The sequence below is a fragment of the Inquilinus sp. OTU3971 genome (assembly GCF_038440215.1).
Map to the genome: position 1 here is coordinate 56,223 of NZ_JASATH010000004.1, position 21,328 is coordinate 77,550.

The window sequence follows — 21,328 nt, forward strand, 5'->3', positions numbered from 1 at the left end:
AGACGAACGGGCCTCAGTAGCCGGCGGTGATGCCGAAATCGATCGGCAGCGCCACCCCCGTGATCGGCGCCGCCTTGTCCTCGCACAGGAACTGAACCAGCCGGGCCACCTCTTCGGCCCGGATGAAGCGTGCCGACCGGCCCTGGGGATAGTGCTTGAGCAGATTGGCCCGATAGCCGTCCTGGTCGCCGCCGCCATAGATCTCGGCCTGCCGGTCCAGCATCGGCGTCGCCACATCGGCCGGGCAGACGGCGTTGACCCGGACGCCCTGCGGCGCCAGCTCGAGCGCCAGCGCCTTGGTCAGGAGCACGAGCCCGCCCTTCGAGGCGCAGTAGACGGCGGCGCCGTTGTTGCCGACCAGGCCGGCATCCGATGCGATGTTCACCACCGCGCCGCGCGATTTCACCAGATGCGGAATGGCCGCCGAGATCATGAAGAAGGCGCCCTTGAGATTGACGTCGAGGACGCGGTCCCATTCGTCTTCCGCAACCTCCGCCGAGGGGCCTTCGAGCCAGACCCCGGCGGCGTTGACCAGCACGTCGATGCCCTCGCCCCACGCCGCCGCCCGCTCGACCGCGCGGCGGCATTGATCGACCGATCGAATGTCGAGCTCGATGATGGTGCCGTCGGCCTGCATCTCCGCCAGCACGGCCGCGGCGGCCTGGGTGCGGTCCCCCGGCAGATCGGCGATGGTGATCCTGTCACCGACGGCGGCGAAGGCCCTGGCGATCTCGATCCCCATGCCGCCGGCCCCGCCGACGACAACGACGTGGCGGCCTGGCTTCATATGACGCCTCCATAATAGGCGAACTCTTCCGCGGTCACCTCGGCGGCGAAGCGGAGATATTCGGCCCGCTTGAGCGCGACGAAGACGGCGGCGAGCCGCTCGCCCAGCGCCTCCTTGAGGAAACCGGATCCGGCGGCCCGCTCGATCGCCGATCGCCAGTCGGGCGGCAGGGCACTGCTGTCGCCGCTGCCGTAGGAGGACGCCTCCGCATCCGGCTGAAGCTGGTTCCGGATCCCGTGGCGGATGCCGGCGAGAACCGTCGCCGCCACCAGATAGGGGTTGGCGTCGACGCTGGGCGAGCGATGCTCGAAATGCCGGTTCGCCGGGCTGCCGGCGGGCACCCTGATCGCAACGCTGCGGTTGTTGCGCCCCCAGGTCGGGGCCGTCGGGGCGTAGCTGTTGCGGGCGAACCGGCGCCAGGAGTTGAGGTTGGGGGCGAACACCAGCATGGATTCCGCCATGGTCTGCTGCACCCCGGCGATCGCCTGCCGCAGCAGCGGCGCCAGGTCGTCGCCCTCGTCGGCGAAAAGATTGCGGCCCGACGGCTCCGCCAGGCTGGCATGCAGATGCATGCCCGAGCCGGCGCGATCGGCGAACGGCTTGGCCATGAAATTCGCCCGCATGCCGTGGCGCAGGGCCAGGCCCCGGACCAGGCGCTTGAGCATGACCAGATCATCCGCCGCGCGCAGGCCATCGTCGCGATGGCGCAGGGTCAGCTCGTACTGGCCCGGCGCGTATTCGGAGATCAGCGTCTCGACCGGCAGCTTCTGCACCGCGGCGCAGTCGTAGAGCGCTTCGGTGAAGGGGGTGAGTTGGTCGAGCGCGTCCACGCTGTAGACCTGGTTTCCGCGCGGATGCTCCCCCGTCAGCGGCATTCGCGCGGCCCTCGGCTTGCCGAAGGCGTCAGGCTCCGGGTCGAGGAGATAGAACTCCAGCTCGAACGCCAGGACGGGGGACAGACCCATCGACCGGCACCGCTCGATCTGGCCAGCCAAAGCGTGGCGCGGGTCGGCCGCCATCGGCGAGCCGTCGAGCTCGTACAGGCTGACCCGGACCTCGCCGCGCCGGGGCGAGGTCCAGGGCAGTTCCACCAGGGATCCCGGAATGGGCCAGGCCGAGCGGTCGGCGTCGCCATCATCCCACACCAGCCCGGTCTCCTCGACGTCGGCGCCGGAGATGTCGAGCCCCAGGATCGACCCCGGCAGGTGGCGGCCGGAGCGGTAGAGCGGCAGGAGCTCGTGCCGCCGGATGATCTTGCCGCGCGCCACGCCGTTGGCATCGATCAGGACGAGGTCGAAGGCCGCGATATCTTCATGCCGCGCCAGGAAGGCTTCGGCTTCCTCGATCGGTGCGGCGCCGATGGGCCGGGCACCGCTCACTTGGCCACCGCCCCGGCCGCCAATCGCGACAGGATCTGCCCGAAGCAGGCGACCAGCCCAGTCACCTGTGGTTCGGAGGTCGTCGGCGCCACCAGGACCATGTTGTGGAACGGGGTCAGAAGATAGCCGCGGTTGAGCAACGCGAGATGGATCGCCTTCTGCACCACGGGAATGGCCGCGGCGCGGGCTTCGACCGCATTCCTGACGAGGCTGGGTGCGAACACGACCTCCAGCCTGGCGCCGACGCGGCTGACATGCCAGGGCAGCCCGGCGTTCCCGATCGCGGCGGAGAACCCCGCTTCGATCCGGTCTGCGAGCCTGTTCATCGTCTGGTAGGCCGCACCGGTCATGACCGTCTCCAGGCACGCCCGCAGGCACGCCAGCTGCAGCGCGCTTCCCGACAGCGTCGTGCCGATGCCGGAGTGGCCGATGCCGCTCTTGGCGGCCCGGACCGCGTCGAGCCGGCCCGCGATCGCCTCGGTCATTCCCCAGACCGCAACGGGCACGCCGCCGCCGACGGGCTTGCCGACGACCAGGATGTCGGGCTCGAGTCCATGGGTCTTCGTGTAGCCGCCGAGCCCGGTCGAGATCGTGTGGGTCTCGTCGATGTGCAGCAGCGTCCCATGGGCCCGGGTCAGCTCGCGCAGCGCCGTGTGGAATCCGGCCTGCGGCAGGATCATGCCGCAATTGGTCATGACCGGCTCGGCGACGACGCATGCGATCTCACCCGTCGCCAGCGCGGCTTCGAGGGCGGGCAGGTCGTTGAACGGGATGCAGACCGTCGTCTCGGCCAGGTCGACCGCCTGGCCCAGCAGATTCTCCCGGCCGACCGTCCGCCCGTCCTCGAGGTCCACCAGCGTCTCGTCGGCCGCGCCATGGTAGCAGCCGTCGAACACCAGGATCTTGCGCCGGCCGGTGACGGCGCGCGCGACCCGGAAGGCGAAGCGGTTGGCGTCGCTGGCCGTGGCCGTCACCTGCCACCGCGACAGGCCGAAGATCTGCGACAGCAGGCGGCCGACCACGCCCACATCCGCGGAGGGCAGCATGGTGGTGAGGCCGATCTCGGCCGTCCGCGCCAGCGCTTCGACAATGACCCCGGGCCCATGCCCGAACATGGCGCCGGTGTCGCCGAGGCAGAAGTCGACGGCAGCGTTGCCGTCGATGTCGGTCACGTCGCTGCCTTTGGCGGTGGCCAGCACCACCGGGAACGGCATGGGCCAATCGCGCATCCAGTGCAGCGGCACCTGGTTGAGGAAGCCGGACGAGGTGTCGTCGAACACGGCCTTGCTGCGGGGGTGCCGGTCGACGAAGGTCGCGGTCTCTTCGACAAGGATCCGGTGCGCGGCGGCGGATATCGCAGCGACGCTCCCGCAAGAGCCGTGCTGCGGGGTTGGCTGGCTATCGGGCACTCGGATCTCCTGTATCGCCAAATTTGTGATCACATTGTCTTGGAGGCGTGATGACTGTCAACCTCGGGCCGAGGTTATTTCGTCATGGAATGGCGGACTTGCTGAGGCGCTGTTGTGGCGGCCCTGTTGGGCGGCGGCGTTGCAGAAAAATGTGATCACAAAATGAGGATTGCCGATTTCAGTGATGGTAACTCAAGGTCTGCCGCAGCAGATGCATGGCATCCAGGATGTCGGCCCGGATCGCGACCTCGAGCGCATCCGGGTCGCGTCGCCTGATGGCCTCGAGGGCCATCTTGTGCTTGTCCACGATTTCCGACGTCTCGCTCATGTCGTAGACGCTGCGCATGAATGGGCCGAACTGCATCCAGACGCTTTCGAGCAGCGGAACGAAGACCTGCGAGCCGCCGGCGCGATAGAGCTCGAAGTGAAACCGGTAGTTCTCCATCATGTACGCGTCGGCGTTGCCCGAGCCGTAGTTCGAATTCATGCTGGCGTCGGACGCTTCCATCCTGGCGAGACGGTCCGCATCGACATGGGGAAGCGCCCAGCGGGCACAGGGCGGTTCGAGCTGAAGCCGGGCCTGCATCAGCTCCTCGAACCGCTGCCGTGTCAGGTCCGGTACGCTGACACGCCCGTTGCGCCTGACCTCGAGGGCCCGCTCGCCCGCGAGCCGGTTGATGGCTTCGCGCACCGGCATCAGCCCGACGTCGAGGCTGGCTGCGATGCCGCGCAGGCTGACGCCGGTGCCGGGCTTGAACCGGCCGGCGATCAGCTGCTCGCGGAGCGTCTGGTAGACCTGCTGCTGCTGCGTCGCGAGATCCCGCATAGGCCATGCACCGTCGATGTTCAGGTCACTTGAGCCGGATCGGTTCCATCATTGGCTAGCAGACCAGCGAGGACGCCCACAACTCTGCGGTGGATGCCGGGCTTGCGCGCCGTGCCGCACTACCGGTGCGCGGACAGGACGGCCTCCCGCGATAGGTATCCGATCCGCGAACCGTCGGCGGCCTTGACGTCGAGGCCGGGAAGATCGCCGGCCAGAATGAGGGCCAGGGCATAGTGGAGGCTGGCGGTGGGGGCGACGGAGTCGCCGGAGTCCTGCGACGCCGGCGGTGCCATGGCGCCCGCGACCTCGATCAGGCTCAGCCGCTTGATCGCCCGGTCGGGGCCGAGGAAGCTCTCGACGAAATCATCGGCGGGACGGGCCAGGATCGCCGCCGGCGTGTCGTATTGCAGCAGCCGGCCGTCGCGCATGATCGCGATCCGGTCGCCCATCTTGATGGCTTCGTCGAGATCATGGGTGACGATGACCACGGTCTTGCTGACCTTCCGCAGGATCTGCCGGAACTCGTCCTGCAGCCTGACGCGGGTGATCGGGTCGATCGCGCCGAACGGCTCGTCCATCAGCATGATGGCGGGATCGGCGGCGAGCGCGCGGGCAAAGCCGACGCGCTGGCGCTGCCCGCCGGACAGCTCGTGCGGCAGGCGGCTGCGCATGACCGCGGGGTCGAGGCCGACCAGATCGAGCAGCTCGTCGATGCGCCGGTCGGTCCTCGGCCGGTCCCAGCCCAGCAGCCGCGGCACCGTCGCGATGTTCCGCGCGATCGTCATATGGGGGAACAGCCCGACCTGCTGGATGACGTAGCCGATGCTGCGCCGCAGCGCCTTCGGGTCGGTTTGGGCGACATCGCGGCCGTTCACCAGCACGCGGCCGGAGGTCGGCGTCTCCAGCCGGTTGATCATCCGCATCGTCGTCGTCTTGCCGCAGCCGGACGGGCCAATCAGCGCGACCGTGGTGCCGGCCTCGATCTCCAGATCGAGCGTGTCGACGGCATGACGGCCGCTGCCTTCATAGGTCTTGGTGACGTGATCCAGTCGTATCATCGGCGTCTTCCGAAGGATCGTTCCAGCCAGCCGAACAGCAGCTCGGCCAGGATGGCGAGCAGGGCGATGGGCAGCGCGCCGACGAGCAGGCGCGGCATGTTCATGATGGCGATGCCGGCGTTGATGAAGTCGCCGAGGCCGCCGCCGCCGATGAACGATGCCAGCGCCGCGCCGCCGATGACCTGGATCGCGCTGGTCCGGACCCCCGCCAGGATCGAGGGGACGGCCAGCGGCAGCTCGATCTGCCACAGGATGTCGCGCCGCCCCATGCCCATGCCGTGGGCGGCATCGAGCAAAGCGGGATCGATCTCCCGGATGCCGATGATGGTGTTGAGGAGCAGCGGCGGGACCGCGAGCACGATGAGCGCGACGACCGAGGGCAAGAGGCCGATGCCGAGGAACGGCATGGCGGCCGACAGGATCGCGAGGCTCGGGATCGACCGCAGCGAACCGGCGACATTGACTGCGACGAAGGCGGCGCGCGGCGCCCTGGCGACGAGGATTCCGAGCGGAATGGCGATGACCAGGGCGATCCCGAGCGAGATGGCGCACATCAGCAGATGGCGGTTGAAGGCGCTGAAGAAGACGCCCGGATTGGCCGTGATCCAGTGGAAGGCGTCGACCAGGATCATGCCGCCGACCTGCCGCTGCGGCGGCGCAGGATCTTCTCGATCGACGCGAACAGGTAGTCGGTGGACAGCGCCAGCGCCGAGGTCAGGAGGCCGCCGGCGATGATCTTTTCCGGAAACCGCTGGTCGATGCCCTCGAAGATGATGACGCCGAGGCCGCCGGCATTGATGTAGGCGGCCACGGTGGCGATGCCGATCACCGTGACCGCGGCGATGCGGATGCCGCCGACGATGAAGGGCATGGCCAGCGGCAGCTCGACCTCCCAGATCCGGCGGACGGCGCCGTATCCCATGCCGTGCGCGGCATCGAGCACGTCACGGGGAACCGCCTGGAAGCCGAGCCCGATGTTGCGGATCAGGATCATCAGCGAATAGGCGGCGAGGCCGGTGATGGCCGGTTCCGCGCCGATCCCCATGACCGGGATGAACAGGGCGAACAGCGCCAGGCTCGGGATCGCGAACAGGATTCCGGCCATGATGACGATCACGCCGAACGTCCTTGGCCGGCGGGCGGCCCAGATGCCGACGATCAGCGAGATGACCAGCGCGATCCCGACCGAGGAGAAGACCAAAGCGAGATGCTCGAGCAGGGCTTCGAACAGCCGGTCGATGTTCTTCGGCACCCACTTCATCGGGCGGCGTCTTTCACCATGATGCCGCCAGCAGCCGGTCGGATTCCTGCGCCCGTTTCGGCAGGGAGTCGTAGGCCGCGACATCCGGCGCCGCGAAGCGCGAGAGGCCGAGCGACGCCAGGATGCTTTGCCCCTGGGCGCTGCGATGCGCCCGCAGCAGCGCTTGCCTGAGCGCCGAAACCGTCTCGGCCGGCTGCCGGCGCGAGGCGACGAGCAGGGGGATGGGGGTCGCCGGGGTCGTCGCGATGATCCGCAGCGGCGCCAGGACCTCCGGCTCATGCATCTCCAGCAGCTGCCAGGCATAGGCGTCGATCGCGCCGACATCGATCCTGCCGGTCGCGATCGCGTCGACGACACCGTTCGGATTGAGCAGCGGGCCGACGGTCGTCACCGGCGTCCTGGGCCGCGGCAAGCCGGCCAGGAAGCCCCGCGGCGCGTGATAGCCCGACTGGGAATCGCGCACCGTCCAACCCCAGCGCAGGGATGGGAGATCGGCGGGGTCGAACACCGCATGCCTGGCGGCGACGATATGGCTCGCATAGGCCGGCCAACCGCCCGCCCAAGGGGCGGTCGACACCGGCGCCGCAAGGGCAACCGGCCGCTCATCGGCAGGGAGTTGGGAGAAGGGGTAGCCGCACATGAAGGCCGCGCCCAGATCCGGCCTGGCCCAGAGCTCCGACAGGGGGGCGGGAGCGGCATGGGCGATGACCTCGAGCCGGATGCCGGACTCCTCGGACAGCCAAGCGAACAGGCCGTCCCAGAGTCCACGGACCTTCGGGCCGACATTGTACATCCGGGAGCAGGCCACGAGCGCCATGCCGGTCACGCGAACCGCAGCCGCTGGCCGATCTTCAGCGCCCGGGCCTTGTCGACCATGGCCGCGCCGAGCGCGACATCGGTGGTGCTGAGGCCGCGGTGCCAGAACAGGATGGTCTCGCCGTCGCTCTCGCGGCCGGGCTTCAGGCCGCAGACGATCTGCCCGATCTCGGCATGCAGCGTTTCCGCCGTGACCTTGCCCTCGTCGACATGGCGGCGCAGCGCCCCGAACGGCCGTCCGGGGCCGCATTGCCCCCAATCGTCGACCACGACCTTGTCCATGATGTCGGTGAGGTCGAATTCCAGCGCGCTCATCGTGCCATAGGGCACGACGAAGGCGCCTTTCCTGACCCACTCGGTCTTGAACAGCGGCGTGGGCTCCGGCAGCCGGCTGGCCTCGACCATGATGTCGGCGCCCTCGAGGCAATCCTGCCAGGTGTCGGTGACGATGATCGTCTTGCCGAGATCCCGTTCGAGGCGCTCCGCGAAGGCGTTCCGGCTTTCCGGGCGGCGGGAATGGATTCGGATCTCGGCGAAATCGAACAGGTGGTCGAGCAGGCGGACATTCCAGTACGACGTGCCGCGGGCGCCGATATGGCCGAGGACCTTGCTGTCCTTGCGGGCGAGATATTTCGCGCCGAGTGCCGTCACCGCGCCCGTGCGCATGTCGGTGATCGCCGTCGCGTCGACGATCGCCTTCGGCATGCCGGTGTCCGGATCGAACAGGTTCAGCACCGCCATTTCGGAGGGCAGGCCGAGCTTGTAGTTGTCGACGAAGTCGCCGACGACCTTGACCCCGGCGTAGTTCAGCGATTTGACATAGCCGCGCAGCACGTTGAAGTGCCCCTTGTCGGAGCTTTCGGGCACCAGGTGAACGCGCGGCTCGATCACCGTCTCGCCGCGGCCCTGCGCGTCGAGCGCCTTCTCCACCGCCGCGAGGATCTCGTCATTGCTGAGCGCGAGCGCCTTGGCATCGAGCGCGTTCAGATAGTCGATCCAGATTTCCTGCATTCCCGTTCTCCAGCGATGGCGCGCTCCGCGAAGCGGCAGGATCGGCTCCTGCCGCTTCGTCGGACCTCAGGGCAGCAGCCCCTTTTCCTTCAGGAAGGCCTCGGCGACGTCCTTGGCCTCCTCATGGTCGTTCTCGACCTTGGCGTTGAGGACCCGCATGGTGGCGTTGTCCAGATGGGACCCCAGCGAGTCCAGGATCCCGGCCACCTTCGGGTTGGCGTCCAGAACCTGCTGGCGGACCACCGGGGCGACGTAGTAGGGCGGGAACAGACCCTTGTCGTCCGCGAGCGCGACGAGATCCTGGGCGCCGATCTGCCAGTCGGTGGCGGCGCCGTTGACGACATCGACGTCCTTCTGGGAGAGCGCGTCATAGCGCAGGCCGAGCTTGGCGAACTGCTTGAATTCCTTGAAATCCGCATCGTAGACGCGCTTCAGGCCGGGCAGGCCGTCGGCCCGGTCCGGGAATTCGGCGCCACCGCCGAACACCAGCGTTGTCGAGACCTTGGCGAGGTCCGACAGGCTCTTCAGGCTGTCGGCATCGGCGGTTTCCTTGCGGACGACGATGACATAGCCGTTGTTGATGCCGGTGGGCTTCAGCCAGGTCAGGTTGAACTGCTTGGCGTAGAAGGCCTTGACCTCGTCATAGACCTTCCCGGCATCGGTGGACATCGTGCCCTTGACCACGGCGGAGAGGGCAGTGCCGGTGTATTCCGGATAGAGGTCGATCTCACCGGTGGTCAAAGCCTGATGGGCGATCAGGGTGCCGCCGAGGTTGATCTTGCGCTCCACCTCGAAGCCGGCGTGTTCCAGCAGGGCCGCATACATCTCGGCCAGGATGTACTGCTCGGTGAAGTTCTTGCTGCCGACCTTGATCGGGTCCGCCGCGGCAGGCTTGAAGGCAAGGGTGGCCATCACCGCGGCGGCGACGGCGGACAGGATCGACAGTCTCATCTTCATTCTCCCTGTTTGTTGTGCGTGAAGGGGCCCTAGGCGTTGCGGATGAGCTCCGCTATTCGTTGGAAATCGGTGCTTTGGGAGCGGTCCTCGACCAGCGGCGGCACATGCTGGCGGACCACCCGGTAGGCCTCTCCCGTGCCGGCGCCCAGCTCAGCCTCCACGCCGCGCAGCTCCGCGGCCTGGGCGGCAACGATGAGCTCGATGGCGACGAGGAAGCGCAGCCGGTCGATGATCGCTTCCGTCTTCGCCAGCACGGCGGGCGCCAGCGACGCCTGGTCCTCGACCCCGTCCGCCACCGGAATCGGCGTCAGCGAGGCCGGCAAGGCGAGGTGGCGGATCTCCGCTTCCAGGGCCGAGACCGTCTTCTGGACGGTGCCGAACCCGGTCCGGCTGCCGCCGAGCGGAGTCAGGAACCGCGGCAGCTCCGACATCCCGGCCGACATGATCTTCATCGTGCGCCAGGCGGTCGCCGCCGCACCATGCGCCATCGCCTGGCCCAGCCGCTCCCAGGCCAGCACGAAGGCGGTCATGTCGAAATTGCCATGCGACAGGATCAGCCCTTCCGGCTCCAGCACCACCGGGTTGTCGCCCGAGCTGGCGATCTCGATCTCGGTGGCCGTCCGTGCTTCGCCGATGGCGTGCAGCAGCGCGCCCCAGACCTGCGGCGCGCAGCGATAGCTCAGCGGATCCTGCACCCGCCGCGCCGCACCCTCGGCCAGCAGGGAGCTGCCGGCCAGAAGCGCGCGCAGCCGGTCCGCCGCCGCGCGCTGGCCGAAGGCCGGCCGCGCCGCCAGGGCACGGTCGTGGAGCGCCGTCACATTGGCGCGGAAGGCCTCGTAGTTGAGGGCGACGGCCGCCAGCGACCAGTCGAACAGCCGCTCGACATCCGCCAGGCAGAGGCAGGCCTTGCCGACCGACAGGCTGTTGGCAACGACGATGGCATGGCCGTCCTTCGGGGCCAGCCGGAGCGGTTCCAGCCCCGCCCGGCGCAGCGCCTCGCCGGCGGCCATCACCTCGCCGCCGAACTCCGCCTCGCCGTCGCCGAGCAGGGCGCGGCCTAGATGCGCCAGCGGCGCCAGATCGGCCGCGCCGATCGAACCCAGCGACGGCACCACCGGATGGAACCCGGCATTCAGCGCCGCGACGATGCCGGAGAACACCGGCAGCGACACCCCGGCGCCGCCGGCCGCCATGCCGGCGATGCGCACCGCCATCATGGCCCGCACCGCCTCGCGCGGCAGGGCCGGGCCGACCCCCACGGCGCGGCCCTGCGGCACGCGCCGCTGGAACGCCACCAGGTCTTCCGCCGCGAGCCGCGTGTCGACGCCGGCGCCGAGCCCGGTCGTCAGGCCGTAGACCGGCACGTCCGACGCGGCATAGCGGTCGACCACGGCGCGGGCGGCCAGGATCCTCGCCTCGACCTCGGCGGAGATCACCACGCGGGCATCGCGCCGGGCGATGGCGACGATGTCGCCGACCGTCGGCGCTGCGGTGGTGAAGGACACGATGGGGGCGGCCGCGGTCACTCGTCTCTCCCGTTCAGCAGGGCGGCCGTCCTGGCCGGGCCCGAGCGCGCTTCCAGCCGGTATTTGTCGCCGGGGTAGGACAGCAGCGCGCAGGTCACCACCGCCGCGCCGGACCAGGTGCGGCGGAAGACCCTGAGGCAGGGCTGGTCGGGCTTGCTGCCGAGCAGCTTCCGCACTTTGGCATCGGGCCGGACCGCTTCGACGAAATGCTCGAAGGCGGTGATCGGCGCCACCTTGGTCAGGTATTCGTTCGGGGTGATCCGGGTGAAGTCATTGGCCAGATAGTCCGGCGCCACGATCGGGTTGACGTAGCGCTCCTCCACCTGGATCGGCTGGTCGTCCTCCAGATGGACGATCAGCGAGTGCATCACCTCGATACCCGCCGCGAGATCCAGGGACTGCGCGATCGTCGCATCCGCCTTGATCCGATCGGCGATCAGGACCTTCGCCGTGTGGCGGCGGCCGCGGCCGGCAATCTCGTCGGCGATGTTCCGGATCTGCAGCAGGTCGATATCCTGCCGCTGCGACGAGACGAAGGTGCCGAGGCCGGTGGCGCGGGTCAGCACCCCTTCGAACATCAGCTCCCGCAGCGCCCGGTTGGCGGTCATGCGGCTGACGCCGAACGAGGCCACCAGCTCGCTTTCGGAATAGACGCGGTCGCCCGGCTTGAACGTGCCTTCGGCGATCCGCGCCAGGATCGCCTCCTTGATCCGCAGATAGTGCGGCGCCTCGCCCGCCGGCTTGGTCATGCCAGCCTCGCCGTGCCGAAGTCGAGGACGGTCACGCCGCGCGCGGGAACCCGGGCGCGGAACCCGATGTCCGGGCCCTGCCGCCAGATGTCGAATTCCAGCCCGTCGCCCGGCAGCACCGGCGCGGTGAAGCGGGCGGCGATGAAGCCGACATCAGCGATGGTTCCAGCCCCGGCTGTCCGGCCGATCGCATAGCCCGCATAGCCGAAGGTGCAGAGACCGTGCAGGATCGGGCGCGGGAAGCCGGCGCTGGCGGCATAGGCTGGGTCGGAATGCAGCGGGTTGAGGTCGCCGTTCAGCCGGTAGAGCAGGGCGGCATCGCCGGGCACGGCAATCGCGAACACGGCATCGGGCGCGCGGGCCGGAACCGGCGCCAGCGGCTCCGGCGGCGTTCCCGCCGATCCGCATCCGCCGTCGCCGCGGCAGGCATTGGTCTGGACGATGGTGGCGACGGGGGCCTCGTCCGCCAGCGTGACGATCGTCCGTTCGGCGGTCGCGAACATGCCCTTCTCGGGGCCGCGGTCGACGACAGCGAGCATGCGGTTCCGCGACAGCAGCGGGGTGTCGATCGGGACGGGCCGATGGATGGTCAGGCGGTGCTCGGCATGCACCAGGCGCTGCCAGTCGATGCCGGCGTCCTGCAGCCACGGGCCGGGATGGGCGACGACATTCGCCAGGGTCGGGGCCGGCAGGAGATTCCGCTCCTGGGTCCGCCGCAGATGGGCTTCGTCCAGCGGCTCGGTCCCATAGCCGACGGAGAGCGCGTAAAGGATGGCGTCGCGCGCCGCCACGGTTTGCCGGGCCTCGGGGGCCGGAAACTCCATGATCGCGCGGGCGGACACGGCCATGATCAGCTCGCGCTCCCGGCGGCGGGCTTGCGCGCGCCGCCAGCGAGGCGGATGCCGCCATCGACCGACAGCAACTCGCCGGTGACGAACTCCGCGCCCTCGACCAGCCAGATCACCGCGCCCGCCACATCATCCGGGGTCGCCACCCGCCCGAGCGGCGCGGTGGCGGCAAAGCGGGCGGCCAGCGCGTCATAGGCGTCGGTGCCCAAGGTCTGGCGCATCCAGCGGGTGTCGATGATTCCGGGGCAGACCGCATTGACGCGGATCTCCGGGCCGCAGATGCGGGCCAGCGCCTTGGTCAGCGCGTTCAGCGCCCCCTTGGACGCCGTATAGGCCAACGACGAGCCGCCGCCGGTGAAGGCGACATTGGAAGAGACGTTGACGATCGCGCCGCCGCCGCCCGCGCGCATCGCCGGAAGCACCGCGCGGCACATCTGATAGGCGCCGACGACATTGACGCCGAACACCTTCTGGAAATCCGCCGCCGACAGCGTCTCCAGATCGAAGGGGTCGGACGCCACGGTCGCGGCGGCGTTGTTGACCAGCGCATCCAGCCGGCCCCAGCGGTCGACGGCCTTCGCCGCCATGGCCCGGCACGCCGCATCCTCGGCGACATCCGCCTGCACCACCTCGACCTCGGCGCCGAGCGCCCGGCAGGCGGACGCGGTCTCCTCGGCCTCGTCGCGGCTGCGGCTGTAGTTGACGACGACCCTGGCGCCGCGTTCGGCGAACATCCTGGCGCAGGAGGCCCCGACGCCGGTCGCCGAGCCGGTGACGATGATGACGGCCCCATCAATGTTCATCGGGGGACTCCCTCATGGCGGATTCGCGGAACAGGCGGGCGTCCATCTCCGCCAGCCGGTCCGCGATGGCGACGCCCGGCGGCAGGCGCTCGATCACCTGCGCCTTCGCATCGATGCCCGGCGCCACCTCGGTCAGGGTCAGGCGGCCGTCGATGACATGGAACACCGCGCGCTCGGTGACGACGACCTGCCGCTGGCCCGCAGGGGCCGCGGCGGGGTCGGAGCTGACCTGCCCGACCCGTTCGACGATCTTGCAGGACCGTCCGTCGGCGGCAATCGAAAGCCTGCCGTCCGTGACCGCGATCTCGGCGCCGCCATGCGAGAACGAGCCCATATAGACGACGGCGCCCGCCGTCTGGGCGATGTTGGTGAAGCCGCCGACGCCGACGATGGTCTGGCCGAAGCGGCTGACATTGACCGCGCCGCGCACATCGACCTCGGCCATGCCGAGGAAAGCGATGTCCAGCCCGCCGCCGTCGTAGAAGTCGAACTGGGACGCCTGCGGGATGATCGCGCTCGGGTTGACCGCGGCGCCGAAGGACAGCTCCTCGGCCGGAATGCCGCCGATCACGCCGGATTCGATGGTGACGGTGTAGTCGTCGAACCCTTCTTCGCCGGCGATCCGGCCGATCCCGGCAGCAATGCCGATGCCGAGATTGATGGTGGGGCGGTCCCGGCCGAGCAGTTCCAGGAAGGCACGGCGCTGGATCACCTTGTCGACCGACAGCGGCGACGGCGCGAGGCGGCCGGCGGCCGTCCGGTGCCGGCCGGTATAGGCGATGTTGTCGGTCTCGCCGAAGCTCACCCCGTGCTCGGCGGGGTCGTCGCAGACCACCACATAGTCGACCAGCATGCCCGGGATCCGCACATCCGCCGCCGGCAGCGAGCCACGTTCGGCGATGCGCTTGACCTGGACGATGACGATGCCGCCGCAATTCCGGCCGGCCTGGGCCATGGCGAGCACATCGACAGGGAAAGCCTCGTCCTCCAGGGTGATGTTGCCGTCCTCATCCGCCGAGGTGCCGCGCAGCAGCACGCAGTCGAGCGGCATCGCCGGATACAGCAGCCACTCCCGGCCGCGCAGGCTGACCCTCTCCACCAGCTCGGCCGTCGTCCGTGCATTCAGGCGGCCGCCGCCGTGACGCGGATCCATGAACGAGCCGAGGCCGATGCGGGTGACCACGCCGGGCTGGCCGGCGGCGATGGCCCGGTACAGCTGGGCGATCACTCCTTGCGGCCAACAATAGGCGTCGATCTTGTCCTGAAGCGCCAGTTCGCCGAGGCGAGGGGTGCCGCGCCAGCCGCCGGCGATCACGCGCTCGACCAGGCCCTCATGGCCGAAATGGCCCATGCCGCGGGTCTTGCGGTCGCCGGTGCTGGCGGCGAACAGCAGCGTCAGGTCACGCGGGGCGCCTTCGGCCAGGTAGCGCCGTTCCACGGCCGCCGAAATCGCCTCGGGATGGCAACACCCGCCGAAGCCGGACGCGGCGACGGTCATGCCGCTGCGCAACAGCCCCGCCGCCTCGATGGATGTGATGACCTGCATCGCGCCGACCCATATGTCCGACAACCTGTATATACAGGCGCGGTCCGTGCCCATTTGCAAGGCACAAAAATGCATTGCTTAAAAATTCATCTATCGTGAGTCAAACGCAGCGGGCCGGCCGTCCTATCGAGGTCGGCCGGCCTGTTGCCGAAGCTGCCGCCGTCAGGCCGGCAGCTGGAACGCCCAGTTGGCGATGAGCACGATCGCCAGCCCCCCGGCGAGGGTCAGATAGGGCAGCATCCCGGCCTTTTTGGCCCCGAGATCCTGGCCGATCAGGCCGAGGTCCTCCATCGCGCCGGCCGGGAATTTGCCGCCATCGCGTACATAGTGGCGGAAGGCGAACACCGGCAGGATCAGGGCGGCGAAGGCGAAGCCGACCCACAGCGCGTTCTCATAGCCCCAGACCTTCGCGCCGGCGCCGAGGAACAGCGCGTTGACGAAGGCCAGCACCGTGTTCAGCCCGATCAGCCAGGTCGGGGCCTTCCAGGGCCGCGCGATGTGTCCGGAATCGATCCGGTGGATCCAGCCGGAGTTCAGGTTCAGGAAGTTGAAGACGATGTAGCCGACATTCGACACGGCCAGGACGAAGAAGTAGCCGCCGACATCGGATGCGATCGCCAGCAGGACGAGGTTGAAGGTGAAGTCCGTCCACATCGCTCGGGTGGGGGCGCCCTTCTCGTTCACATGCTCGAGATATTTCGGCAGCCAGCCGTCCTTGGACCCCTGGTACAGCGTGCGCGACGACCCGGCCATGGCGGTCATGATCGCCAGGAACAGGGCCAGGATCATCAGCGCGACCAGGATCTGGGTGATGATGGCGCCGGCACCGATCAGCCCGCCCAGGACCTCGGCGACGCCGGTGCCGTCGACGATCCCCGGCGCCAGCATGCCGGAATGGCCGAGCACGCCCTGGAAGGTGAAGGGGATGAGGAAGAAGAACAGGCAGCAGGCCAGGCCCGAATAGAAGATCGCCTTGAACGTGTCGGTCTTCGGGTTCCTGAGCTCGCGGGTATAGCAGACCGCCGTCTCGAAGCCGTAGGTCGACCAGGCGGCGATGTAGAGGCCGCCGAGGAACAGCGTCCAGCCGCCATTGCTCCAGGTGCCGTCCAGGCCGGAATAGGCCGCGGTCGGCGGCACCAGGCCGGTGATGTTCGCCGTCTGGATCTGGCCGCTGAAGATCGGGTAGAGGCCGATCAGCAGCAGCGGCACCAGCACGATGATGGCGAGCCATTTCTGGACGCTGGCGGTCTGGGCGATGCCGCGATGCTGGATCGCGAAGATGATCAGCATCAGGATCGCGCCGATGAAGAAGGTCGCGTTGATGTTGGCGGTGGCGAGATAGGGGATGCCGAAGCTGGCCAGCGACCAGGTGCGGATCGTCGGCGTCAGGGCGGCGACGCCGTCGGCACCGAGCAGGGCCTTGACGGCGTCGTCGGGCGTCGCGCCGGCATGCGCCGCCAGCCATTCGGCGACGCGCGGGCTGTCGGCCGTGACCGAGGCGGCATGGGCGGCGATCCAGTCGAGCACCGGCTGCGAGTCGGCGCCCGGGATCGGGAAGAAGGCGTTGAGGATGTAGCCGGCGGCGATGGCGCAGCCGAGCGACAGCACCGGCGACCAGGCGAACCAGTTGCACCACACCGACAGCGGCGCGATGAACTTCGAATAGCGCAGCCAGGCGGTCGCGCCATAGACCGAGGCGCCGCCGGACTTGTTGCCGAACATGCCGGCGACTTCCGCATAGGTGAAGGACTGCAGGAAGCCCATCACCATCGAGATGATCCAGACCACGAAGGCCAGCTTGCCGGTCGTGCCTGCGATGCCGCCGATGGAGAACAGAACGAGCGGCGGCACGCCTGCGGCCACCCAGAACGCACCCTTCCAGTCCAGGGCGCGGATCAGCTTGCCTTCGGTGCTGGTCGAGATCGCACCGTCCAACACATCTGCCATTGGTGATGCTCCCTGTCTTTGTTCAGGACGCTTCTTTCCGCGTCTTCCTGAACGTGCCTCCCTCGGCGCGCCCCGCCTGCGCCGTCGTCTTGGTGATCCGCGCTTGCCCGCGGACCCTCCCTCCAAGGCCTTTATACATAGTGAAGAACTTTTCTCCTTGGTCAATATGACTTTACTTTGAACCCGCATTTTGCAACCTTCGCTGGGTGCTCGACCGCGCCATCTCCCGCGAGGGTCCCATGCGAGATCTCGGTCCGATGACGGCCGGCGTGCGCCCAGCCTCTCCCAGCCTGGTCCTGGCCCCGGGCATCCGGGCGCTGCCGCCGGGAACCGAGCGCTATCGCGTCTGGGGCGGCGGCTCGCTGGTCGTCCGGGTCGAGCCCGGCGACCAGGTGACGGTGACCGACACCGAAGGCGGCCAGGCCTGCGAGCTGTCGTTCCTGGATGAAAGCGGGCAGTTTCTCGCCGCCGGTCTCGGCATCCCCTTCACCGGCGCCGCCGACGGCCTGAAGGCCAGCCTCGCCGCCGCCGGAGAGGGGGCGCTGCGCACCCGCGCCGCCCTGGCGCGGCGCGGTGCCGATCTCGCGGCGGCCGGCGCCGCCCGCATCTTCGGGCCGGGCTCCCGGCCGGGCGAGCAGGCGGAGTTCACCATCGCCGGAACCGGCCTGCTGATCGCGGCGGCACCGGCCGTCGCCATGCTGCCGCAGGACCAGGACACGGCGACGCCGATCGAGATCAGGGTCCGGCGCGTCCGCCCGGTCCGCGACTATGCCGCGGCCTTGCCGGAACCGATGGCCGACCCGATCGAGGACATTCGGATCCGGGCCGGGACGGCCTCCGCCTATCTCGTCCGGGCCGGCGAGTTCATCCAGGTGATCGACGTTTTCGGCCGGCAATGCACCGACTTCCAGGCCTTCTCGGCCCGCAAGGTCGACAAGGGCCTCGACCTGGCGCTGGATTCAACCGTCACCCGCACGCTGCTCGGCCGCAGCTATCCGGTGCCGGGCCTGCCGTCGAAGGCCTTCGACCGGGATTTCGAGCCGCTGGTCGAGATCGTCCAGGACACGGTCGGCCGCCACGACGCCTTCGCCACCGCCTGCAATTCCCGTTACTACGACGACATGGGCTATCCCGGGCACGTGAACTGCACCGACAACTTCAACGCCGCCCTGGCGTCCTACGGAATTGCGGCGCGCAAGGGCTGGGAGGCACTGAACTACTTCTACAACACCAATATCGACCACAACAATCAGCTCTATCTCGACGAGCCATGGTCGCGCCCGGGCGATTATGTGCTGATGCGGGCGCTGACGGATCTGGTCTGCGTCTCCTCTTCCTGCCCGGACGACATCGATGCGGCGAATGGCTGGGACCCGACCGACATCCATGTCCGGACCTTTTCCGGCCGAGAGACCTTCACACGAGCGGTGGCCATTCGCATGACGCCCGACGCCGACCCCGAACTGACGCGCGAGACCGCCTTCCATCCCCGCCTGTCCGCCCTGACGCGAGACTATGGCGAGTATCGCGGCTACTGGCTGCCGAACCGCTTCGCCGGCGAGGGGCCGGTGGCGGAATACTGGGCCTGCCGCGAAAAGGCCGCGGTGATCGACCTGTCGCCGCTGCGGAAGTTCGAGGTCACAGGCCCCGACGCGGAAGACCTGCTGCAATATTGCCTGACCCGCGACGTGCGCAAGCTGTCGACCGGCCAGGTGGTCTATTCCGCGATGTGCTACGAGCACGGCGGCATGATCGACGACGGCACGCTGTTCCGGCTCGGCGACCGGAATTTCCGCTGGATCGGCGGCGATGATTTCAGCGGCCTCTGGCTGCGGCAGCAGGCCGAGGCGAAGGGCTTCAAGGCCTGGGTCCGCTCCTCGACCGACCAGCTGCACAACATCGCCCTGCAGGGACCGGCCAGCCGCGACATCCTGAAGGACATCGTCTGGACCGCGCCGCGCCAGCCGAGGATCGCCGAGCTCGAATGGTTCCGGTTCAGCGTCGGCCGCACCGGCGGCTTCGAAGGTGCCCCGGTGGTGGTGTCGCGCACCGGCTATACTGGCGAGCTGGGCTACGAGATCTTCTGCCATCCGAAGGACGCCGGGGCGGTGTTCGATGCCGTTTGGCGGGCCGGGCAGCCTTACGGCCTCACGCCGATGGGGCTGGAGGCGCTCGACATGCTGCGGATCGAGGCCGGGCTGGTCTTCGCCAACCATGAGTTCACCGACCAGACCGACCCGTTCGAGGCGGGCATCGGCTTCACCGTGCCGCTGAAGTCCAAGACCGATGATTTCATCGGCCGCACCGCGCTGATCGAGCGCAAGGAGCATCCGCGCCATCGCCTGGTCGGCCTCGACGTGCAGGCCAATGACGCGGTCGGCCATGGCGACTGCATCCATATCGGTCGAGCCCAGATCGGCGTGGTGACCAGCGCGACCCGGTCGCCGATCCTGGGCAAGACCATCGCCCTGGCGCGGATCGACGTGACCCACGCCGCGGTTGGCACCGCGGTCGAGATCGGCAAGCTCGACGGCCATCAGAAGCGCCTGCCGGCCGTGATCGTGCCGCTGTCGCATTACGATCCGCAGAAGACCCGGCCGCGGGCGTAGCGCTGCGGGGGCCGTGACGGTGCGCGACTTTCTCCAGAGTTGAGGGAATTTCACCATGGCGATAGCGTTGCCGCCGGATGCGACACTTCGCCAGGACCCATCGATGACAGGCAAGACCAAGGATTCGGCGCGGCAGAAACCGGGGCGCGGCAAGGCGGTTTTCACCCAGGATCCGCATGCCGTGCGCGAGCCGAAGGACAACAATCTCGAGATGGCGATCGGCCATGAGGTCCGGGCCTATCGCAAGAAGCTCGGGATCACGGTGACCGATCTCGCCGCTGCCACCGGCATCTCGCTCGGCATGCTGTCGAAGATCGAGAACGGCAACATCTCGCCGTCGCTGACCACGCTGCAGTCGCTGTCGCGGGCGCTGGGCGTGCCGCTGACGGCGTTCTTCCGCGGCTATGAGGAGCCGCACAACGCGGTGTTCGTCAAATCCGGGCAGGGGGTCGAGCTCGAGCGGCGGGGCACGCGCGCCGGCCACCAGTACAACCTGCTCGGCTATATCAACGGCGGCGCCAGCGGCGTGGTCGTCGAACCCTATCTGATCACGCTGACGGCGGATTCGGACGTGTTCCCGACCTTCCAGCATGAGGGGCTGGAGTTCCTCTACATGCTGGAGGGAGAGGTGGTCTACCGCCATGGCGACCAGCTGTTTCCGATGCAGCCCGGCGACAGCCTGTTCTTCGATGCCGATGCGCCGCATGGGCCGGAGGTGCTGGTGAAGCTGCCGGCCCGCTACCTCTCGATCATCAGCTACCCGCAACGGCCGGGGAAGGGTTGACTTGCCTTAAGAGAAAAAATTATTCTTCATAATTGAGGCGGCCGAGAGCGACCTGCCGCTCGTCGTCCGAACGCAAGCGGAGGGTCCGGCCATGTGCGGGATTGTGGGTCTCTTCCTGAAGGATCGGGGGCTCGAGCCACAGCTCGGGGCGATGCTTTCGTCCATGCTGGTGACGCTGACGGACCGCGGGCCGGACAGCGCCGGGATCGCGATCTATGGCGACACCGATCACCGCCACGCCAAGCTGACCGTCCAGTCCGCCGATCCGAAGCGCGACTTCGCCGGCCTGGCGGGCGAGCTGCAGGGCGCGCTCGACGCCCCGGTGTCGATGCAGGTGAAGAGCACGCATGCCGTCATCCTGCTGCCGCAGGACAAGGTGGAGGAGGGCAGGGCGGCCGTCGCGCGGCTGCGCCCGGATGTCCGGGTGATGAGCAGCGGCGACGCGATCGAGATCTACAAGGAGGTCGGCCTGCCCCGGGACGTGCTGTCCCGCTTTGGCGTCGCCGGGATGTCCGGCACGCACGGCATCGGCCACACCCGGATGGCCACGGAATCCGCCGTCACCACCCTCGGCGCCCATCCGTTCTCGACCGGGCCCGACCAGTGCCTGGTGCACAACGGTTCGCTGTCGAACCACAACAATCTCCGCCGCACCCTGAAGCACGGTGGCATGGCGTTCGAGACCGAGAACGACACCGAGGTCGCCGCCGCCTACCTGACCGCGGAGATGGCCAAGGGCAAGAATCTCGGCCAGGCGCTGGAAGGCGCGGTCGACGACCTCGACGGCTTCTTCACCTTCGTCGTCGGCACCAAATCCGGCTTCGGGGTGGTCCGCGACGCCATCGCCTGCAAGCCCGCGATCATGGCCGAGACCGACCGGTACGTCGCCTTCGGGTCCGAATACCGGGCCCTGGTCAGCCTGCCCGGCATCGATGCCGCCCGGGTCTGGGAGCCGGAGCCGGCGACCGTCTATTTCTGGGAGCGCTAGCGGCGCCGCGCGGCCTCCACCCCT

At 68.6% G+C, this 21,328-nt stretch carries 19 protein-coding genes; 3 read left to right on the forward strand and 16 right to left on the reverse strand.

Annotation, left to right across the window (positions count from 1 at the left end):
- Window positions 1-13 precede the first annotated feature (13 nt).
- The 16 genes from AAHM41_RS01955 to AAHM41_RS02030 all read right to left on the reverse strand — a co-directional run bounded on the left by AAHM41_RS01955 (window position 14) and on the right by AAHM41_RS02030 (window position 16,923).
- Window positions 14-787, reverse strand: coding sequence for an SDR family NAD(P)-dependent oxidoreductase (locus AAHM41_RS01955; RefSeq protein WP_342234816.1), 774 nt, complete (start codon window positions 785-787; stop codon window positions 14-16).
- The gene (locus tag AAHM41_RS01960) at window positions 784-2,166 is read right to left on the reverse strand and encodes a glutamine synthetase family protein (RefSeq protein WP_342234817.1); all 1,383 of its coding nucleotides are present in this window, start codon (window positions 2,164-2,166) and stop codon (window positions 784-786) included. The genes AAHM41_RS01955 and AAHM41_RS01960 overlap by 4 nt, the downstream gene beginning before the upstream one ends.
- A complete protein-coding gene (locus AAHM41_RS01965; RefSeq protein WP_342234818.1) occupies window positions 2,163-3,575 on the reverse strand; it encodes a transaminase in 1,413 nt (470 codons plus the stop codon). The genes AAHM41_RS01960 and AAHM41_RS01965 overlap by 4 nt, the downstream gene beginning before the upstream one ends.
- A 178-nt stretch (window positions 3,576-3,753) precedes the next feature.
- A complete protein-coding gene (locus AAHM41_RS01970) occupies window positions 3,754-4,401 on the reverse strand; it encodes a GntR family transcriptional regulator (RefSeq protein WP_342234819.1) in 648 nt (215 codons plus the stop codon).
- A gap of 119 nt (window positions 4,402-4,520) precedes the next feature.
- On the reverse strand, window positions 4,521-5,459 hold the full coding sequence (locus tag AAHM41_RS01975) for an ABC transporter ATP-binding protein (RefSeq protein ID WP_342234820.1): 939 nt from the start codon (window positions 5,457-5,459) through the stop codon (window positions 4,521-4,523).
- Window positions 5,456-6,091 carry an ABC transporter permease gene (locus AAHM41_RS01980; protein WP_342234821.1) on the reverse strand — a complete coding sequence of 212 codons (636 nt, stop codon included), beginning with the start codon at window positions 6,089-6,091 and terminating at the stop codon, window positions 5,456-5,458. Before AAHM41_RS01980 ends, AAHM41_RS01975 begins: the two co-directional genes overlap by 4 nt.
- The gene (locus tag AAHM41_RS01985) at window positions 6,088-6,720 is read right to left on the reverse strand and encodes an ABC transporter permease (protein ID WP_342234822.1); all 633 of its coding nucleotides are present in this window, start codon (window positions 6,718-6,720) and stop codon (window positions 6,088-6,090) included. Before AAHM41_RS01985 ends, AAHM41_RS01980 begins: the two co-directional genes overlap by 4 nt.
- Before the next feature lie 13 nt (window positions 6,721-6,733).
- Complete coding sequence (locus AAHM41_RS01990; RefSeq protein ID WP_342234823.1) at window positions 6,734-7,537, reverse strand: phosphate/phosphite/phosphonate ABC transporter substrate-binding protein; 804 nt, start codon at window positions 7,535-7,537, stop codon at window positions 6,734-6,736.
- 5 nt (window positions 7,538-7,542) lie between these two features.
- Window positions 7,543-8,547, reverse strand: a complete 1,005-nt coding sequence (locus AAHM41_RS01995) for an ornithine cyclodeaminase family protein (protein WP_342234824.1) — start codon at window positions 8,545-8,547, stop codon at window positions 7,543-7,545.
- A gap of 66 nt (window positions 8,548-8,613) precedes the next feature.
- On the reverse strand, window positions 8,614-9,498 hold the full coding sequence (locus tag AAHM41_RS02000) for a glycine betaine ABC transporter substrate-binding protein (RefSeq protein WP_342234825.1): 885 nt from the start codon (window positions 9,496-9,498) through the stop codon (window positions 8,614-8,616).
- A gap of 35 nt (window positions 9,499-9,533) precedes the next feature.
- Window positions 9,534-11,030, reverse strand: coding sequence for an HAL/PAL/TAL family ammonia-lyase (locus AAHM41_RS02005; protein ID WP_342234826.1), 1,497 nt, complete (start codon window positions 11,028-11,030; stop codon window positions 9,534-9,536).
- Window positions 11,027-11,779: a histidine utilization repressor gene (hutC, locus tag AAHM41_RS02010; protein ID WP_342234827.1), complete on the reverse strand. Its 753-nt coding sequence runs from the start codon at window positions 11,777-11,779 to the stop codon at window positions 11,027-11,029. The genes AAHM41_RS02005 and hutC overlap by 4 nt, the downstream gene beginning before the upstream one ends.
- Window positions 11,776-12,627 carry a MaoC family dehydratase gene (locus AAHM41_RS02015; RefSeq protein ID WP_342234828.1) on the reverse strand — a complete coding sequence of 284 codons (852 nt, stop codon included), beginning with the start codon at window positions 12,625-12,627 and terminating at the stop codon, window positions 11,776-11,778. The genes hutC and AAHM41_RS02015 overlap by 4 nt, the downstream gene beginning before the upstream one ends.
- Window positions 12,628-12,629: 2 nt before the next feature.
- Entirely contained in the window at window positions 12,630-13,430 is an 801-nt protein-coding gene (locus tag AAHM41_RS02020; RefSeq protein ID WP_342234829.1) for an SDR family NAD(P)-dependent oxidoreductase, read from the reverse strand.
- Entirely contained in the window at window positions 13,420-15,030 is a 1,611-nt protein-coding gene (locus AAHM41_RS02025; RefSeq protein ID WP_342234830.1) for an acyl CoA:acetate/3-ketoacid CoA transferase, read from the reverse strand. The genes AAHM41_RS02020 and AAHM41_RS02025 overlap by 11 nt, the downstream gene beginning before the upstream one ends.
- A 108-nt stretch (window positions 15,031-15,138) precedes the next feature.
- Complete coding sequence (locus AAHM41_RS02030) at window positions 15,139-16,923, reverse strand: APC family permease (RefSeq protein WP_342234831.1); 1,785 nt, start codon at window positions 16,921-16,923, stop codon at window positions 15,139-15,141.
- A gap of 239 nt (window positions 16,924-17,162) precedes the next feature.
- Here AAHM41_RS02030 and AAHM41_RS02035 point away from each other — a divergent pair, with 239 nt between their 5' ends.
- The 3 genes from AAHM41_RS02035 to AAHM41_RS02045 all read left to right on the forward strand — a co-directional run bounded on the left by AAHM41_RS02035 (window position 17,163) and on the right by AAHM41_RS02045 (window position 21,304).
- A complete protein-coding gene (locus tag AAHM41_RS02035; protein WP_342234832.1) occupies window positions 17,163-19,532 on the forward strand; it encodes a DUF1989 domain-containing protein in 2,370 nt (789 codons plus the stop codon).
- Window positions 19,533-19,635: 103 nt separating this feature from the next.
- Complete coding sequence (locus AAHM41_RS02040) at window positions 19,636-20,316, forward strand: helix-turn-helix domain-containing protein (RefSeq protein WP_342234833.1); 681 nt, start codon at window positions 19,636-19,638, stop codon at window positions 20,314-20,316.
- Window positions 20,317-20,407: 91 nt separating this feature from the next.
- Entirely contained in the window at window positions 20,408-21,304 is an 897-nt protein-coding gene (locus AAHM41_RS02045; RefSeq protein ID WP_342234834.1) for a class II glutamine amidotransferase, read from the forward strand.
- The last annotated feature ends 24 nt before the right edge of the window (window positions 21,305-21,328 follow it).

Bases quoted from the DNA above. Each gene is read 5' to 3' on its own strand.
- AAHM41_RS01995 (WP_342234824.1), bottom strand. From the start codon at position 8,547: ATGCAGGAAATCTGGATCGACTATCTGAACGCGCTCGATGCCAAGGCG.
- AAHM41_RS01990 (WP_342234823.1), bottom strand. From the start codon at position 7,537: ATGGCGCTCGTGGCCTGCTCCCGGATGTACAATGTCGGCCCGAAGGTC.
- AAHM41_RS01955 (WP_342234816.1), bottom strand. From the start codon at position 787: ATGAAGCCAGGCCGCCACGTCGTTGTCGTCGGCGGGGCCGGCGGCATG.
- AAHM41_RS01970 (WP_342234819.1), bottom strand. From the start codon at position 4,401: ATGCGGGATCTCGCGACGCAGCAGCAGCAGGTCTACCAGACGCTCCGC.
- AAHM41_RS02030 (WP_342234831.1), bottom strand. From the start codon at position 16,923: ATGGCAGATGTGTTGGACGGTGCGATCTCGACCAGCACCGAAGGCAAG.
- AAHM41_RS01980 (WP_342234821.1), bottom strand. From the start codon at position 6,091: ATGATCCTGGTCGACGCCTTCCACTGGATCACGGCCAATCCGGGCGTC.
- AAHM41_RS02045 (WP_342234834.1), top strand. From the start codon at position 20,408: ATGTGCGGGATTGTGGGTCTCTTCCTGAAGGATCGGGGGCTCGAGCCA.
- hutC (WP_342234827.1), bottom strand. From the start codon at position 11,779: ATGACCAAGCCGGCGGGCGAGGCGCCGCACTATCTGCGGATCAAGGAG.
- AAHM41_RS02015 (WP_342234828.1), bottom strand. From the start codon at position 12,627: ATGGCCGTGTCCGCCCGCGCGATCATGGAGTTTCCGGCCCCCGAGGCC.
- AAHM41_RS02000 (WP_342234825.1), bottom strand. From the start codon at position 9,498: ATGAGACTGTCGATCCTGTCCGCCGTCGCCGCCGCGGTGATGGCCACC.
- AAHM41_RS02035 (WP_342234832.1), top strand. From the start codon at position 17,163: ATGCGAGATCTCGGTCCGATGACGGCCGGCGTGCGCCCAGCCTCTCCC.
- AAHM41_RS01985 (WP_342234822.1), bottom strand. From the start codon at position 6,720: ATGAAGTGGGTGCCGAAGAACATCGACCGGCTGTTCGAAGCCCTGCTC.
- AAHM41_RS02020 (WP_342234829.1), bottom strand. From the start codon at position 13,430: ATGAACATTGATGGGGCCGTCATCATCGTCACCGGCTCGGCGACCGGC.
- AAHM41_RS02040 (WP_342234833.1), top strand. From the start codon at position 19,636: ATGACAGGCAAGACCAAGGATTCGGCGCGGCAGAAACCGGGGCGCGGC.
- AAHM41_RS01975 (WP_342234820.1), bottom strand. From the start codon at position 5,459: ATGATACGACTGGATCACGTCACCAAGACCTATGAAGGCAGCGGCCGT.
- AAHM41_RS02025 (WP_342234830.1), bottom strand. From the start codon at position 15,030: ATGGGCACGGACCGCGCCTGTATATACAGGTTGTCGGACATATGGGTC.